17 protein-coding genes are annotated in these 16,150 nt (G+C 61.9%); 3 read left to right on the plus strand and 14 right to left on the minus strand.

Annotation, left to right across the window (positions count from 1 at the left end):
* Nucleotides 1–315: 315 nt before the first annotated feature.
* Together RX329_RS37315 and RX329_RS37320 are read right to left on the minus strand one after the other, a co-directional pair.
* Nucleotides 316–738, minus strand: a complete 423-nt coding sequence (locus RX329_RS37315; RefSeq protein WP_317245271.1) for a CopG family transcriptional regulator — start codon at nt 736–738, stop codon at nt 316–318.
* A 10-nt stretch (nt 739–748) separates the two neighbouring features.
* Nucleotides 749–2,725 carry a conjugal transfer protein TraG gene (locus tag RX329_RS37320; RefSeq protein ID WP_317245272.1) on the minus strand — a complete coding sequence of 659 codons (1,977 nt, stop codon included), beginning with the start codon at nt 2,723–2,725 and terminating at the stop codon, nt 749–751.
* 587 nt (nt 2,726–3,312) lie between these two features.
* Here RX329_RS37320 and RX329_RS37325 point away from each other — a divergent pair.
* Nucleotides 3,313–4,185, plus strand: a complete 873-nt coding sequence (locus tag RX329_RS37325; RefSeq protein ID WP_317245273.1) for a polysaccharide deacetylase family protein — start codon at nt 3,313–3,315, stop codon at nt 4,183–4,185.
* A gap of 379 nt (nt 4,186–4,564) precedes the next feature.
* Here RX329_RS37325 and RX329_RS37330 read toward each other — a convergent pair whose 3' ends face one another.
* From RX329_RS37330 to RX329_RS37345, 4 genes are all read right to left on the minus strand, one after another.
* Complete coding sequence (locus RX329_RS37330; protein WP_317245274.1) at nt 4,565–6,292, minus strand: relaxase/mobilization nuclease domain-containing protein; 1,728 nt, start codon at nt 6,290–6,292, stop codon at nt 4,565–4,567.
* A 241-nt stretch (nt 6,293–6,533) separates the two neighbouring features.
* Nucleotides 6,534–7,430, minus strand: coding sequence for a lytic transglycosylase domain-containing protein (locus tag RX329_RS37335; RefSeq protein ID WP_317245275.1), 897 nt, complete (start codon nt 7,428–7,430; stop codon nt 6,534–6,536).
* Between the two features lie 3 nt (nt 7,431–7,433).
* Complete coding sequence (locus RX329_RS37340) at nt 7,434–7,940, minus strand: S26 family signal peptidase (RefSeq protein WP_317245276.1); 507 nt, start codon at nt 7,938–7,940, stop codon at nt 7,434–7,436.
* On the minus strand, nt 7,940–8,404 hold the full coding sequence (locus RX329_RS37345; RefSeq protein WP_317245277.1) for a DUF2840 domain-containing protein: 465 nt from the start codon (nt 8,402–8,404) through the stop codon (nt 7,940–7,942). Before RX329_RS37345 ends, RX329_RS37340 begins: the two co-directional genes overlap by 1 nt.
* 323 nt (nt 8,405–8,727) lie before the next feature.
* Between RX329_RS37345 and RX329_RS37350 the strand changes: the two genes are divergently transcribed.
* Entirely contained in the window at nt 8,728–9,780 is a 1,053-nt protein-coding gene (locus RX329_RS37350) for an IS110 family transposase (protein ID WP_317245278.1), read from the plus strand.
* Between the two features lie 584 nt (nt 9,781–10,364).
* Here the strand turns inward: RX329_RS37350 and RX329_RS37355 are convergent.
* From RX329_RS37355 to RX329_RS37375, 5 genes are all read right to left on the minus strand, one after another.
* Nucleotides 10,365–11,267, minus strand: a complete 903-nt coding sequence (locus RX329_RS37355) for a replication initiator protein A (protein ID WP_317245279.1) — start codon at nt 11,265–11,267, stop codon at nt 10,365–10,367.
* A 3-nt stretch (nt 11,268–11,270) separates the two neighbouring features.
* Nucleotides 11,271–11,549, minus strand: coding sequence for a helix-turn-helix transcriptional regulator (locus tag RX329_RS37360; RefSeq protein WP_007605953.1), 279 nt, complete (start codon nt 11,547–11,549; stop codon nt 11,271–11,273).
* A gap of 124 nt (nt 11,550–11,673) precedes the next feature.
* A complete protein-coding gene (locus tag RX329_RS37365) occupies nt 11,674–12,195 on the minus strand; it encodes a DUF2285 domain-containing protein (protein ID WP_410706546.1) in 522 nt (173 codons plus the stop codon).
* A gap of 58 nt (nt 12,196–12,253) precedes the next feature.
* Entirely contained in the window at nt 12,254–12,436 is a 183-nt protein-coding gene (locus RX329_RS37370; RefSeq protein ID WP_317245281.1) for a transcriptional regulator domain-containing protein, read from the minus strand.
* A gap of 158 nt (nt 12,437–12,594) precedes the next feature.
* Nucleotides 12,595–12,873: a DNA -binding domain-containing protein gene (locus RX329_RS37375; RefSeq protein WP_148778166.1), complete on the minus strand. Its 279-nt coding sequence runs from the start codon at nt 12,871–12,873 to the stop codon at nt 12,595–12,597.
* Nucleotides 12,874–12,980: 107 nt separating this feature from the next.
* Here RX329_RS37375 and RX329_RS37380 point away from each other — a divergent pair, with 107 nt between their 5' ends.
* Entirely contained in the window at nt 12,981–13,262 is a 282-nt protein-coding gene (locus tag RX329_RS37380) for a helix-turn-helix transcriptional regulator (RefSeq protein ID WP_317245282.1), read from the plus strand.
* A gap of 166 nt (nt 13,263–13,428) precedes the next feature.
* Here RX329_RS37380 and RX329_RS37385 read toward each other — a convergent pair whose 3' ends face one another.
* From RX329_RS37385 to RX329_RS37395, 3 genes are all read right to left on the minus strand, one after another.
* On the minus strand, nt 13,429–13,749 hold the full coding sequence (locus tag RX329_RS37385) for a DUF736 domain-containing protein (protein WP_007605948.1): 321 nt from the start codon (nt 13,747–13,749) through the stop codon (nt 13,429–13,431).
* Between the two features lie 524 nt (nt 13,750–14,273).
* Nucleotides 14,274–14,786 (minus strand): hypothetical protein, encoded by a 513-nt coding sequence (locus RX329_RS37390; protein WP_317245283.1) that lies wholly within the window; start codon nt 14,784–14,786, stop codon nt 14,274–14,276.
* A gap of 134 nt (nt 14,787–14,920) precedes the next feature.
* Nucleotides 14,921–15,844, minus strand: a complete 924-nt coding sequence (locus RX329_RS37395) for a DUF2493 domain-containing protein (protein ID WP_317245284.1) — start codon at nt 15,842–15,844, stop codon at nt 14,921–14,923.
* Nucleotides 15,845–16,150: the final 306 nt, after the last annotated feature.

Consider the following 16,150-nt stretch of genomic DNA (forward strand, 5'->3'; position numbering starts at 1 on the left):
TCGAAACGGCCAAATCGCCCCCAGCGATGATGGACTTGCCACAAGGGCCAATCCGAACGTCACTTCAACCGCACCAACATCTGCGTCGTAGTCTGGCGCAGCCAAAGAAAGACAAGGCGGTTTCAAGAAGAGCTGGATTTGTAAGCCTGTGTCATTCGCGGGCAGCTAACGGCCTGTTGCAGCGGGCCCGGGCGCCTTGAGTGACGCGCCGATCCCTTGCGCGCTTCGTGGCGTGCTGCCGACCTGCGGTCGGCTTGTCTGACTCAGCGCAGCATCCATTGCTAGGAGCTGCCAGAGCATTGGGGTGCGTACTGATTACTCGTCCTTCTCAGAGCCGTGCATGTCGATGCTTACCTCTTTCAGGACGGTGGATCCGCTTGCAAGCCGCCGTCCGAGCGCCTCAACAAAACGATCGTAACGTTCCGCGCCCTTGGCGCGCGCGGCGGGCGTCGAATGTTCGGGGAGCGCCGGCGTTGAGGTCAGCCAGAAACGGATGAAGAGCGCGATGGTCTCAAGCGTGATGCCATCATTGCGCTCCAGGCGTTCGAGCACGCGCGCGATCCGGTCCAGACGCTTGGCGATCGCCGCCTCGCGCCGATCGGAATCATCGGGAGAAAGGAACGCGCCGATCGCGGCCTCGGCGACCAGGGACTTGGGCTGCCCCCGGCGTTGTGCGAAGGCCTCGAGGGTTTTGAAGGTTTCCGGATCGAGATAGATGCTGAGCTGGATCTTTTTCACGCTACCCCGCTCACAGATCCATCCCATCGTCCTGGTCGAGGCTGACCGTCCGCGCAACGCCCTGCATCGAGCGGTTCAGAGCTTGTGCCTGGACGGCATCGGCATCACCCTCATCGAGGTCGGTGTCGAACTCGTGTTCGCCGAGCGGCGCCTTGACCTCGATCTCCTCATGTTGTGGCAATTCCGGCTCGCGACGCAAACCACCGTTCGCCTCATCACTCCTGCGCTTGCGTCTGGTCAGTAGCTCGACTGACGGCGGAATTGGGGCGCCGGCCGACCAGTCATCCGGTCCTGCGGACAAGGTACGCGGATCGAAGCGGGCTGGCTTCAGCACACGTCGCTGGAACTGCGGATCCTCGTAGTAGCGGGCTTTCGTAGCGCGCACCGGGTGCACCCCGGAAATCATCACGATTGCCTCTTTAGGCGAGAGTTGCATGACCTCGCCTGGCGTCAGCAGCGGCCGCGAGGTCTCCTGACGGCTCACCATCAGGTGTCCAAGCCAGGGGCTCAACCGGTGCCCAGCATAGTTCTTCATGGCACGCAACTCGGTCGCAGTTCCGAGCGCGTCGGATACGCGCTTGGCGGTACGCTCATCATTGGTCGAGAAGGCGATCCGGACGTGGCAATTGTCGAGGATGGCATGGTTCGGCCCATAGGCGCGTTCGAGCTGATTGAGACTCTGGGTGATCAGAAAGCTGCGGATGCCGTAGCCTGCCATGAAGGCGAGCTGGCTCTCGAAAAAGTCGAGCCGGCCGAGCGCTGCAAACTCATCGAGCATCAGAAGGAGTTTGTGCCGGCGTCGGTCTGGATCCAGGCTCTCGGTCAACCGCCGCCCGATCTGGTTGAGGATGAGCCGCATCAAGGGTTTGGTGCGAACGATGTCGGATGGAGGCACCACGAGATAGAGTGAGACGGGCTCGGCGCCGTCGACGAGGTCGCGGATGCGCCAATTGCTTCGCGCGGTGATCTTGGTAACCACCGGATCGCGATAGAGCCCCAGGAAGCTCATCGCGGTTGAGAGCACGCCGGAGCGCTCGTTCTCGCTCTTGTTGAGAAGCTCGCGCGCAGCCGAAGCGACAACGGGATGAACGCTACCTCCAAGATGCGGGGTTGCGAGCATTGCGGTGAGTGTAGCGTCGATCGAGCGGGAGGGATCGGACAGGAAATTGGCGACGCCTGCGAGGGTCTTGTCGGCCTCGGCGTACAGGACATGCAGGATTGCGCCGACAAGGAGAGAGTGGCTGGTCTTTTCCCAGTGGTTGCGGCGTTCGAGTGCCCCTTCCGGGTCGACAAGGATATCGGCGATATTTTGAGCATCTCGCACCTCGCAATCACCACGACGGATCTCGAGAAGCGGGTTGTAGGCGGCGCTGGCCGGATTGGTCGGGTCGAACAAGAGCACTGGCCCAAATCGCGCGCGCCAGCCGGAAGTCAACTGGAAATTCTCGCCCTTGATGTCATGAACAATCGTGGAAGCCGGCCAGGTCAAAAGAGTCGGTATGACGAGGCCAACGCCCTTGCCAGAGCGCGTGGGAGCAAAGCAGAGCACGTGCTCAGGCCCGTCATGCCGCAGATAATGGCCCTCAAGCCGGCCGAGCACGATGCCGTCAGATCCCAAGAGACCCGCCCGCCTGACCTCGCGCGCATCCGCCCATCGTGCCGAGCCATAGGTGGTTACGTCCCTCGCCTCTTGCGCCCGCAAGACGGAGAGCATCATCGCTAGCGCAATTGCTGCGATGCCACCGCTCGCGGCAATGGCGCCGCCCTCCAGGAAGATCAATGGTGCGTAAGCGTCGAATTTGAACCACCAAGCGAAGAAGGCTGCCGGCTGGTAAATCGGCCAATGCCCAATCCTGAACCAGGCTGGTCCAAGCTGCGGTTGGAAGGCGAGCCGCCATGCCGTCCATTCGGTAGCCGCCCAAAGAAAGGCGAGTACGACGAGACAAACCAGGATGACCTGATGCCATATGATCTTTGTTGCGGACATGGATTGGAGATGTGGAGGCATTCATGGGGTGCGCACAAGCGGTGCCGCCCGTGCATCGTACTTGCGCGCGTCAGGGCGCAGAAATCAGCGGGTCAGGCGAACGGTCGCATTCGTGAAAGAAGATCCCCAACGGTCCGGTACTACCGGTGATACTAGCCACAACATGCAATGATCCATGTCGCGCTCCGAAAACGACTGGAAGAGCCGGCGATTATCCTATCGTTGCGTGACCGTCGCGGCTACGGCGTCGGACCTTACCCAACGTTTGCTCGATATGGAGGATTCGCCCTTGCTCCGATCAATTGGTGCTGGTCGCGTTCTCTTTCGGAAGTTGTCGTGCTCGACACGAGCGACTTGGCGACTTGGCGACCTGTCGACTATGCCCAAGGTCGGGCCAGGATGCTTCCCAGCAGAGAGGGCACGGAAATAGGTTCAATCATTAAGAACGCCGCGTTCATCGCATCAGCCGGGGCCTAACGACGCTTTTTGGCCCGATATGCCATTGATGCGCAGAAATCCCGCTAGCGACATCGAATATCGTACGGCGCGCACGATTTTGCGCAGCAAGCAAAGTCACGCCGGGGGCGATGGCAAACAGGCGTTTGAACAGATTGGCATCATGGCTTGCCCGCGCTGCGGCCGTGGTGTTCGCCTGCAATGGCATCGCTAGGGCGACCGACTGCCCGCGGCAGGACGCATTGGGAACGTCGCGCGTACTCGCTGTCAATCCGAAGGCCTATCCGCGCGTGGGATCGAATGAGTTTCCGAAGACCCTTCCTCTGGCAGATCACGAGGTCGTCCTCACCTTCGATGACGGTCCGAGGCCGCCGAACACACAAAAGGTGCTGGAAGCGCTCGCGCAGGAATGCGTGCGGGCCACATTCTTCCTTGTCGGCAGATCCTCGGCAGAATTTCCCGAGCTCGTCCGCCGCATCGCCTCACAGGGCCACAGCATTGCGCACCATAGCTGGTCGCACCAGATGATGTCCAAGATGCCGTTCGAGCAGGCAATGGACGACATCGATCGCGGCATTGCGGCCGATGAACTGGCGCTCAAGGGCGTGTCGACCAACGTGCCCTCGACGCCATTCTTCCGCTTTCCCTATTTCGGCTCGTCGCCTGCAATGCTCGACGCGTTACAGTCGCGCGGGATCGTCGTGTTCGGAACCGACCTTTGGGCGAGCGATTGGGAAGACATAAGCTCAGACCAAGAGCTCATGAACGTGATCGCGCAGCTAGAGAGCGCGAGAAAGGGCATCATCCTCCTGCACGATGCCCAAGCCCGCACTGCCGCGATGATGCCGGCGTTGCTGCGATATCTGCGCAAGAACGGTTATCGAGTCGTGCATTTGGTATCGGCTGCGCAGGCCGAGAAGAAGGCTGAGACGCGCCACTCCCTTTTGAGTTCGCTGCAGGCTGGTGATGGCCGAGAGTGGAAGCTGCTCGATTTCCGATCCTAAGGGGGATTCGAATCTCAATTGGTGCAATGCATGCTGAGTTGACAGCTAGATCCTGCGTCCGAATGGCAATATCCGTTGCATTCTAGCTGGTGAGCTGATGTCGGCGTGTACAAGGGTTGGCCTAAGGTCGTCGGCCTACATTCCACTGTTACGACTTGATGAAGCCAACCGCCTCAACATTGAACGGGTAGAATGGTCTCAAAACCTCATGAACTCTGCCGGCTCTCGTTGAGAAATGGAGATCCAGTCGTCAAGCCGGACCCTCAAGATTGCCCCTTTGACGCGAACAGGGTTCGGGTTGAATAGGAACGATGTGCAGCTCAATGATAGCCCGTCGTGCCCAGCAACTGCCGGCGGCCCCAAAGCAGAAATCGACGGGTCAGAGCGCGAGCCCCCGTTTGCGTCCAAAGCTCCACTCGACATTGGCCGGTCCCGCGATGCCGCTTACTTGTTTTCCCAGTTGGTGCTCAAGTGAAGGCGTCCACGGCACGAGCTGGAAACCAAGCCCATTGTCGATCATGGCGAACCGCCCAGAGGCCAACGATAGGCGCCGGCGATAGACCCCCGAAATCTGCTCACCTGCCTCAGTGGGCAAATGCGCAAGCCCTGATTCCTCGGCCAGACGTCGTCCGAGGGCTTCCAACTCACGGCGGCGAAGGGTCTCGACCAGGTTACGACCGAGTGTGATCTTTTCGCCGTTACGGCGGGCAAGTCCCTGCTGTGCCAGGACGTCGATCCGCCGATCGAGCGCGGTCCGCACCTCGGCGCCAAAGCCAGCGCGTGAGAGATCGGTAGGCTCGCGTGCCACAAGCTGTCGGTCGAGCCAGGTCGCTCCCTCCGCCGAGACCTGCTGCTCCAGCGCCACGTCCGAGCGCACAGCGAGCGCGATCCGTGCTCGACCGCGCGCATCGTCAAAGTGCCGGACCTCCACAATGGCGCCGATCGCCCCGTTGCCAGCCGACTCGATATCGGGGAGTTTCAGGTGATGCACGCGCCCGTCGATCCCGTCGATGATGGCAAACGCCGTGCCCTTGAGCTCGTCGTCGAGCCCGCGCGCCATAAGACGCCCGATGACCGGTTCGCCATGGCGTTCGCCTTCGAGTGCCCAGGACGAGGGCGCGCGTGCCGTGCCCTCTTTCGAGATTGTATTGTGCAGCCGCTTGATGATGTCGCCGCGCTCACCGAGCGCACGCAGCCGCGGCTGGGCGTCTGCGGCCAGTACCCACTGCGCAGGACCGGCGGGCGCGGCCACGCCGAGCCGCTCGAGTGTCCGCATCCGCCCGATGCGAATCTCCCGTAACGGGTCGCCCCCGGCAATCCCGTCCGGCCTCAGATCGATCACCCCGTCCGCCGCACCCGCTTCCCGGGCAAGCGCCCGGTCGAGCCTGGTCCAGCGTTCGGCCGTCACCTCCGCTTCAAGAACTTGGCGGATCTCGAGCTCCGATCGCGGGCCAAGCTCGCGCGTGACGAGATCGCCGGCCCGGGCGCGCAAGCCCGTCGAGATATAGTCACGGCTGATGACAAGGTCATTTCCGTCATCCGCGCGACCGCGCACCAGGATGTGGACATGCGGGTGCTCGGTGTTCCAATGATCGACCGCAACCCAATCGAGCCGGGTGCCGAGGTCGCGCGAGGCCTGATCCATCAGCTCCCGGGTAAAGATCCGCAAGTTCGCGAGTTCACCAGCATCGTCGGGCGAGACGATGAACCGGAAGTGATGCCGGTCGCCCTCGCAGCGCTCGGCGAACGCGCGGCCGTCGGCGTCATCGCCCGCGGCGTCAAAGAGCTTGCCCGGTGTCCCTTGGCGGCTGACCCCGTCGCGCTGGAGATAACCGATATGCGCGCGCAGCGCGCCCGGCGAACGCATCCGGCGTACGACCCGCGCCTTGACCATGGCGGATCGCGCGCGGTTGTTGAGGAGCCGCGTCGCGGCAAGGCTCACCGCGCGACCGCGCCCAAACTTGCTGCCACGGCTGCGGCTGCCCCGCGACACACCGCCGGCCTTCTGAGCAGCCTTTAACGTCTGCGCTAAGAACGGCTTCGTCCGAGGGGCGCGCGTCGAACGGATGCGGCCCGGGCGGATGCGGAAATCGTCGGGACCGGTCATCGCGCCCGCTGCAATCTGTCGAAAACGGAGCAACAATGTGGTGTTACCGCAAATCGCAAGTTGCTTCGGCCATTCGCAATGTTTTGCGGATCATTGAAATCTAAGCAATATCGCCCACAACCGACCGGCCGCACCTTGCGGCTTTTATCCTGCCCTCCCCGGTCGCTCACTCCCGGCTCTCTGCCCACCACTCTCAACGTTGCGACTGGCTTCGACATCACGCGACAAAATGCGATTGGGATCATCGGGACCGCACCTCGTCTGATCGCCGCACAAACAGCCCCGTCGCATGAGGTAGGAGTGCAGTGGTACCCGCCTTAGCCGCTGCTTTCGACGAATTCATTGTGCGGACGCCAGATGCCGAGTTGCCGTCCGGGAACAAGCTCTTGGACCGCTCAACAAGGAGTGGCGCTTGCTGCCACGCGGCGAAGCGTCTGGCGGCCGAACCACCGCTGTTGCGCTGCTCAATACCGATCAATGGTGCAAGTCGAGCGATGTAGATCTGTGTTTCATCCGGAAGCGGTCGACCGGTGGCCAGGTGCTCCTCGTACCGTCTTGGTCCAGCATTGTAGGCTGCGAGAAACCCTTCCGGTCCGAAACGATCGAGCATCTCGCGAAGGTACGCTGCCCCAGCCATAATGTTGTCGTGCGGATCAAACGGATCGATACCGAGATCGTAACGAACGCTAAGCTCGACCCAGGTCGCGGGCATGATTTGCATCAACCCGAGCGCTCCGCGAGGTGATACGGAGTGCGCATCACCACCGCTTTCGGCCTGCATGACAGCACGGATCCAACGCTCCGGGACCGCGAACCGATGTGAGGCTTCGGTCACGAAGGCGGCGTATGCACGGCCTGGAAGCAGGTTTGGGGAGCGCGCAGCTTGTGCCCGCGGTCCAACCTCCGCTCTGCTGGTCGATGGCGCTCCTAACGTCAGCAGAATTGCCAAAAAGCAAGCAGCGGCTCGAGATAGCAATGTGCGGACAGCCGCCAAGGACAGAGCTCTTCCCGGCCGGCACTGAGCCGGCGCGAGACGGCCGCGACGCGCGCCGATTGCCGACAATTCGGCCAGAATGGAGAAATGACGGTGCGATCGGCCGACTAGAGAGAGCGCAAACCATTGGAGCAATGCCGCCATTTGTCAGTCCTCCCTGGTCCACACCGGTACCGCATGCCCTACGACGGCCGATCTCGGGAGTGGTCCGAAATATCTGCCGTCCAAGGACCCGTCCGACTGCCAGTTCATCAGAAACACTTGGTCCTCAGCGACGACTCGGCAGCCCCGCCAAGCCGGCAATGGCCTGCCACGGCGGTCGCGCTCGCGTGCCTGGCCCAATTCGATGCCGTCGACGACGATTGTGAGTCCCGTTCTGCAGACGGTTTGTCCGGGCAACGCCAGCACGCGCTTGAGCATCGGAAGACCGCTCGGCAAATAGCCGTTGAAGTCGAGGAAGCTCGCAAGCGGCTCTGGTGGCCGAACGGCCACGAGCTCAGTAATGTGCAATCGTGCGGTCCCTTGCAAACGATAGAGGCCGATCGGCACACTTTCGGAAGCGTTCCAGATGTACGACAGTGAGGTGTCGGTGACCGGCCAAAGCGCGAGCGTTGTGGCCCCACATATCGCAAGGATGATCCTTAGCCGTCCCATCAGAGCACCATCCTGCGCCGGCGGAGCCACGCCTGGTGGCGCGCACGCGTGTAAGGTCGTGGCGTTTCGTTGACGGAAAGGCGGTTGTGGACGTGATGCCAGTATTCGGGGGCCGCATCGGCAGGATCGATGCCGAGTGACTCCACGGCATCGATCAACTGGAGAACGCGCTCGACCTTTCGCCAGCCCGCCAGTCGCAGCAGGCTTTCGCCGCCAGGGCTGACCCAAGGCACGGTCGAATACCGCTGCCCCGGTGTAATCGCGCGCAGAATGTCGATTCGAGACAGGATGGTCCCGAAGTCATTGGAGGTCCAGCGCACGAACGCAAAGATGCTGCCGGGAACGAACGAGAGAATGCGCCGGTGCTGGTCAATGATCTTCTCCGATACAGGCTTGCCGAACCTGATTCGGTTCTCGATCCGCTTTTCGAGCCACAAGAGCTCAACAGTCGTGAGGTCGCTCACCCGGCTACTCCATAGTTCTGAGTGAAATTTTGGACATGCCAACGGGTGCGCTGTCGCCAGCGCATCGACGTCAGAGCCTTGGTTTCGGCAGAACGGTTGTGATGATGCGCCGATGATCGGCGTTGTCGAAGCGCTGCAGCGTTCCTGCTGCTGCCGAGAATCACAGCCGAGTGGCTCCAATTCGTTAGAAGGAATCCGAAGGAGAGTACGTTAGCCGGGGTACTGACCGGTGCCCCTTCGCCGGCCGTGGTGCTGCGAAAATGCTTCACAGCGATTCGCGAACGGAACGCGCGGTGCGTGCCGGCGATCGACGGTGGAGGCGCATGACGGACGTCTATGCAGGGCTTGATGTGTCGCTGGAGGCGACGAACATTTGCGTGGTGGACGGCGACGGCAAGGTGGTCCGGGAGGCGAAACTCGCGACCGATCCGGACGCGATCGAGCTGTTCCTGGCGGAATGGGGAATCCAGCTGAAGCGCGTCGGGCTGGAAGCGTTCTCGTACAGTGCCTGGCTGTTCACGGCGCTGTCCGACAAGGGCCTGCCCGTGATCTGCATCGAGACCCGGCACGCCAAGGCGGCGCTGAACGCGATGCTGAACAAGACCGACCGCAACGACGCCAGGGGCATTGCGCAGATGATGCGGACCGGCTGGTTCCGCGCGGTTCACGTCAAGTCGGAGAGCGCACAGACGTTGCGGGCGCTGCTGGTCGGGCGCAAGGCTTTGCTCGGCAAGGTGCTGGACATGGAGAACATGATCCGCGGCCTGTTGCGCCCGTTCGGCCTCAAGGTTGGCGAGATCTCGGTCGGCCGTTTTGAGGCGCGGGTGCGCGATCTCCTGGCCGGGAAGAAGGAATTGGAAGCGATCGTCGTGCCGCTGCTGGACGCCCGCAACGCCATGCGGCTGCAGTTGGCAAAACTGCACCGCCTGGTGCTGGCGGCCGCACGCGGTGACGAGGTGGTGCGGCGGATGATGACGGTGCCGGGCGTCGGCGCGCTGGTGGCGCTGACATTCCGCGCCACCGTCGACGATCCGTCGCGATTCAAAAAGTCGACCAATGTCGGCGCCCATTTCGGACTGACGCCGCGGCGCTATCAATCCGGCCAGACCGACCGGATCGGCAGCATCTCCAAATGCGGCGACGAGCTGACGCGGGCGATGCTGTACGAGGCTGCGATCGCAATCCTGACGCGCATTCCGAAGACCTTCAAGCTGCGGCTCTGGGGCCTGCGGCTGGCCAGGAAGAAGGGTCTGAAGCGCGCGGCAACCGCGGTGGCGCGGGCGCTCGCCGTGCTGCTGCACAAGATCTGGATCGATGGCACCACCTTCCGGTTTGGCGCCGGCGGCAAGCGCGGCCGGGTCGCTGCGGCGGTGTAAGGGCCTCCGCGACCCGGCCGCTTCCACGCGCGCCTTTTCCTTCCGCCACGGCGGAGCGGCGTCTCCCGAGGAGACGGGGATCTGGGTGAGATCGCAACTTTTCTTGCCGGCGGCTTCATGACGAGGTTTGAAGCCATCAAGCACGGCGCTGGTTAGCCTGACCACCCTTTCCTCAGATTCCGGCTTGTGGTGGCCATCGTGCCAACCACGGATGTTAGCGAGTTCTCCTCGACGAGCGAGTGGCTGCAAAAGGACGTGACGCGCACCTGGCAATGATGTCGACGCCAGCGATCGCGAAGATTTGCGCGCGATCGCGTTCGCGCGCGCAGACTGGAGATAACAATCGTATTGCAGCGAAGCTTTGCGCGTGAGAGAGTCGAGGCCTGAGGCATCCTCGCTGCACGCGCCGCCGACTTGTTCACAACGTACTGCACAACTGGAAGTTAGTGTCAGTATGTTAGGAAAGTTACGGGAGCAGGAAGTCTTGGAGCCGCAGAACCTTAGCTTTGTTTCCGGTCCCCGATAGCACGAGCATCGCGTCCCCGATGGCACGAGGGTTCTGGTCCCTGATAGCACGAGTGAATTCACAGCTTATCCCCAGCAGGAAGGACGACGCCGCGCTTGCGCAGTCGCTTGCTCAACGGGCCGATGGGGACTGGTGCGAAATTTAGTCGCTCGGCGCCGTTTGGGTCCTGCGTGATGATAAGTTTGTAACCCGGCAGCGTCTGCCGACGGACGATCTGGCGCAGGTCGTAAGCGAAGTGCTTGATTGGCGATAAGCTGCCGGATTTGGCGTGGAGATGTACGACGTCGAAGCTCCAGCCACCGCCCTGACGACCGCCATGCTTGCGCACCAGCCGATAGAGCCAACGCTCCAGCCCGCCGGTTAGATCGAAATACGCGCGGTCAATCGTCAGCACGAGCGCTTCATCGAGAACGCCAGTGTAGAACCAATCGGGCAGGATCAGCTCGATTCCACGGGCATGCCCGTGCAGATCGGCTGTCTCTTTCCATTCGTTGATCCAGGAGAAGCGATGCCGCCGCCGTTCGCTCGGCTGCCGGATCGATGTCATCACAGTGGTCGATTGCAGCCGGTCGAGCGCAGCCTTCAGGCGGTCGTAGTCGCGCACGCTGCTGCCGCGGCCGACGAAGGTCAGGATCTCGTAAGGGGTCGCTGCCATCAGGCGAGACGTTTTCAGGCCGGCATCACGGGCTTCGACAATCTGCGAGGCAGCCCAGATCAGAACGTCCGCGTCCCAGATCGTCGCCATGCCATGTTCCGGCACGGCTTCGACACGAATGGTGATGGTCCCTGCGCGGAAATCGATGGGAACATTGCGCTTTGATTTTGCCAGCGAAAAGAACGGATACGCCATCAAGTCTTGTGCGTCCCGTGGCGCCAGATCGCCCGGGAGGGCGCGAAACAGACCGAGTTGGTCGCGCTCTGATCGCCGCCTGCTGCTTGCAGTGGAGTTGCTGTCCGGCATGGGTCAGCGCCGCTCCTTGCCGGCATACGGAATCGGTGTGTGCCGTTTCGCGGGCAGGACCGTGCCTGTGCCGGGATCGCTGGTGGACGTTTTGGCGCCACGGTCAACCCACGCCTTCAGGTCCTCGATCGCATACACAACGCGACCGCCGAGCTTGCGGTAGGTCGGGCCTGTCCCATAGGTGCGGTGCTTTTCCAGAGTTCGGCCGGAGAGTCCGAGAAAGCGCGCCGCTTCGGGCGTGCGCAGGTATCGCGGCGGCAGGCCGGCGTTCGGATCTGGCATTTGCGAGGCTCCGTGGTCGTCTGGAGCGCGGCCGGCTCGGCCCGCGCGTCGACGGTCACGATGGCGCAGTCAGCGTGCCAATGGGGATGCCGAAGATCGAACGATGATTTCCGGCACCCCTGCTCTACTCCTTGCGAGATGAAGGACGTAGCAATGCGCGATAGCCGCCGCGCATCAGAGCCAAACCAGCCTGCACCAGGCGGATGGTCCGGCTGCGCAATTCGTGGGTTTTCCAGGCGCGCTCGGGCATGCGTTTTCGGCCGAACAGCACCTCGGCGATGACGCGATAGGAAGCACCCTCCATGTGTCCATCGAGCGCACGCAGCACCAAGACGAGTCGTTCGCGCCGCTGCGCCGAAAGCTGATGAAAGGGAGGTCCCGGCGGGCGGCCGTTGATTGTGCGCCACAGCCGATGTGAGGCGTGGGCGCGGATCTCAAAGTCCGCATCGAGCGGCAGTTCGGCCGCATAAGAGACACCAAACTGCGGCGCCTCTTTGAGCCAGAGATGATGTTGTGCCCCTTGAATGCGCAATACGGCATGCCAGCCATCAGATGCCTGTCTGATGGCGCCCGATGAAAGGTCGGCAAGCTGTAGCCCCGCGCCGACCGTTTTAGAGCCGGACGCGCTGCGAACGACCGGCACCACCGTCGGCAACGCCTCAGGTGCCCAGAAGATAGTCTGTTGGTGAAAGGACCCCTGCGGGTCATGGGCGAAAGCAGACGCCCCATCTCCTTCGGAACTCGGAGGTCATCTGGGATCGATTTTCACGATAGGAAGCTCGATAGTTCGGGCTGCGCCGCAGTGACTCCCAGGCGAAATCCGCCATCTCGCCCGACTTGATAGCGTGCTGATACGCCTCCGGTGAGCGCCAGTCGAACTCAGACATTGCTGTTATCTCCTGCCGTAACTCGATTGCGGCGCAATGTCTATGAAGCTTGGGATTGTCGGGGAAGTCACCAATTATGCATTGCGTGATGCCTGCAGGCGATCACGCGTCAGCGGGGAAATCTGTTCTCAAGTGCGAATTCTTCATGACAGATTTTGCTATTTAGGAGCGCCGCCGCGAAGCAAGTCACGGTAGCCGTGGTCTGCCATCCATTTTGCGCGGGCCAGATGACTATCAAACGCATTGCGAGCGCGATCCGGTTCACGATCGGGATCGATGTGCAACACGATCCGGGTCACTTCTTTCCAATCCGCGCCATCGGCTTCGGCATCAAGAAGTCGCCAGTACGTCACGAGATGCTGCTCGTCATAGGTCGTCAGCACCGGCTCATGCGGCGCAACATCCGCGACATCGGGATCTAACGGTGGCTTCGTCATGTAGGCTTATGCGCGCACTTCGCTAATCTGCATTGTAAGCGAAACTTACCAAAATAGTTCGGTTATAGCCAGTGGTTTGATGGTCTGCCTAATGGCTGTTTGAGCGCATGAAAGCTCGTGCGCTCGTTGCCTGGAATGTGCGCCGGATCCGCGTGGATCGCGGTATTCCGCAAGAGCAACTGGCCTACGATGCCGGGATCGACCGCTCATATATGAGCGGCCTTGAGCGGCAATCCGAGAATCCGACAATTGATCTTCTCGACCGGCTCGCCGAGACGCTAGGCGTTCATTTATCTGAATTCTTTGTTCAGCCACCCAGGGGAGCGGCCACACCCAAGACATTGCCTAAGGGTCGCAAGTCAGCGCGTCTGCGTTCCAAGAAGCAATAGCATTTGGGCGAGTTCAAGCCATGCGGACAAGCGCCACGTAAGTGCGTGTCTTAAACTTGAAAATCGACGCGACCAAGCCGGTCCAGCTGCAGCTTTGCTCGGTCGGCTTTTCTCCAAGAGGGAGCCCCGCCCGAGGTCGTCGGGAGGGGCTTGGCGGTAATGAGCCTCACTCTCCGTTCTTGCGCGGCCGCGACCAGAGCAAGGTGTAGCCTTCGCCGCCTTCCTCATCGAACAGGTTCGCGTAGATCGGCGCGTTGAACGAGGGGTCGTCGAGCTTGAGCGAGAGGTAGTCGCGTCCCTCTTCGGAGCGCTTCGACCAGGCTGCCCCGATCTCCGCCCGGCCTACATAGATGCGGTGGCTGGGAGCGTTGTCGTTGGAGCGGTTGGTCTCGGCGACGATGCGGACGCCCTTGGCCTGCAAGCTCAGGGTGATGATCTCGCCCTGGAAATCGTTGCCGACCTTCTTGAAAGAACCGATGTTAGCCATGTCTCTTCTCCTGTTGTGTTTCGAGCCCGCGACCACCGCGGCCTCGATGGCGATCTAAAGGCCGAGGACGATCGGCGACGCACCCGTTCGGGCCGGAGCGCAGCGGAGGACGCCGTTGTGGCGAATTTCTTGCCTCGCGCGAGGAATGGGCGAAGCCCAGGGGAAGAAAATCGCATCAAAGGCGTTGCGGCTCAGACGATCGAGGCGCAGCCGGTCTTCGGCCAGATCAAGCCATCAAAGAGGCCACGTGGTCTGCGTGCTGAATCGCAATCTTGAGGAGAAGACTGGCGAATCTCGGTTCTGCTGAACAAGGGGTTGGTAGGGTTCGGCGCAGAAAGAGAAACAATCTGCCGCAAAGGGCGGTATCGTCCCGGAAGGAATGATCGAACGGAGCGCAGCTCCGCCGCAGCTATGTGGGCCAGACAGAGACCGGTACGGCTTGCTTAAGCGCCCCGAGGAGGGAACGCGGTTACCTCTCGCTCAAGCTCGTCGACCCCTCGTTCAACGTGACGCCCTGTGCCGTCTTACTCGGCCGATGATGGCGACGAAGCCTCAACGCCCGTGCGCGGCGGCTGTGAGAACTGGTTCAGGCGCATTCTCCACCACCCCGGCCGACTCCGACGGGGGGGGGTCCCCGCGAACACGACCAAGCGTGTCCATGCCGTGCCGCCGATGCAAACCGCACCTCCGCATGCGAACGCCTCGCGCCAAGCCAATGAAGGCACCCCGATCTGCGACAGGGCAAAAATCACCTGATAGCCGGTGATCGCTGCGGGGACCGCGAATACGGTTGCCATCGCAACGCGCAAGGTCAAGGACCGACTAACGGCGACGGCGACCTGACCAGCGGCAAGCGTCAGCGTGCCAGAAGCAATTCCGATAAGCAGTGCGCCGAAGACGCCCGCGCCATGACGAAATGCCAACATCCCGACACTGAGTGCGACGAAAAACGGTAGCGCATACACAGCAAGGGCAAAGATAGCCCAGCAGAACAAGCCAATGCCGAGTGTGTTGAGAACAAGCCCAATAGCGAGCATGGTGGTGGCTCCATGTGCATGGATTTATCAATCGCGCCTTCCACCACCACCACGGCGCAGTTTTGGATGTAAAAACGAAACGAGGCGGAGTTGCGGCGTGCAACTCCACCTTGGCGTCTTCGAGGCGACGGCGCTCACGCGCCGCCGAACCTCCAGACGGGAATGCCGAGCCGCTTCGCCTTGTCGGCGAGATTGTCCTGGATTCCCGTGCCCGGGAAATGCATGACGCCGATCGGCAGGAGTTCGAGCATCGCATCGTTGCGCTTGAACGGCGCCGCCTTGGCGTGTTTCGTCCAATCGGGTTTGAAGGCGATCTGTGGCACCTTGCGGGTGGTCGCCCATTTCGAGGCGATCAGTTCGGCGCCTTTCGGGGAGCCGCCATGCAGGAGGACCATGTCGGGATGCTTGGCATGTACCTTGTCGAGCCGATCCCAGACGAGGTGGTGGTCGTTGAAGTCGAGCCCACCGGTGAGTGCGATTTTCGGCCCTGGTGGCAACATGACCTCAGTCTCGGAACGACGCTTGGCGGCGATGAAGTCGCGGGAGTCGATCATTGCCGCGGTGAGGGTTCGGTGATTGACCAATGATCCCGACCGAGGACGCCAAGCTAAGCCGGTGTTGACCTCAAATCGCTCGATGGCCTGATCCCGGAACAGTTCCAGGCAGTTGCGGCGCTCGATCAGCGTGATGCCTTCGGTCGTCAGGCGCTCGAGTTCGACCGAACGTACTTCGGAGCCGTTCTGTTCGCGCTGGCTTTGGTGCTGCGCCTGCTCGTTGTCGTCGAGGTGGCGTTCGATGCGATCGACGGCACGGTGGAACAGGTTCACGGTCGACCAGAGCAGATCGTCGAGGTCCGGCTCGAGCCGCGTGTCGTTCAAGGTCGCAACCAGGGCATCGAAGATATCGGCCACGGCGCCGGCGATCATTTTGTCCTCCGGAAGGGGTCTTGGATCGGGCTGGTCGTCGAAGGGGCGGTAGCCGAAGAGTTGTATTTCCGTGAGGATGTGGTCGGTCGGGGAAGAGGCATGCGGCGGTTCGATGTCGTCATGGTCGGTCATGGGAAGAGGTCCTTTGCCGGATCGGCCGCGACCATCGCGGCCTTCGTGGCGATCCTCTGACGGCGGGCGGGCCGGGCCAGAACCCGACAGGGCCGAAGCGGCAGCGGAGGATGGCAGAGGCCGGCTATTTTGCTTCGCGATGCAAAGCGCGCGGCCAACTGCATGATGTGTCTTCACATCTCTGGCGCGCGGCGGAAAATAGCCGGACGTTAGCCATTGCCGGCCCTGGCCGCTTGCCGTCCGATCGCCCCCTAGAAGGCCGAGGTCGTGTCCTCTTCCGGTATTGACCTCGCCTATGACCGGCCT

Source organism: Bradyrhizobium sp. BWC-3-1, from assembly GCF_032917965.1.
Taxonomy (GTDB): Bacteria; Pseudomonadota; Alphaproteobacteria; order Rhizobiales; family Xanthobacteraceae; genus Bradyrhizobium; species Bradyrhizobium canariense_D.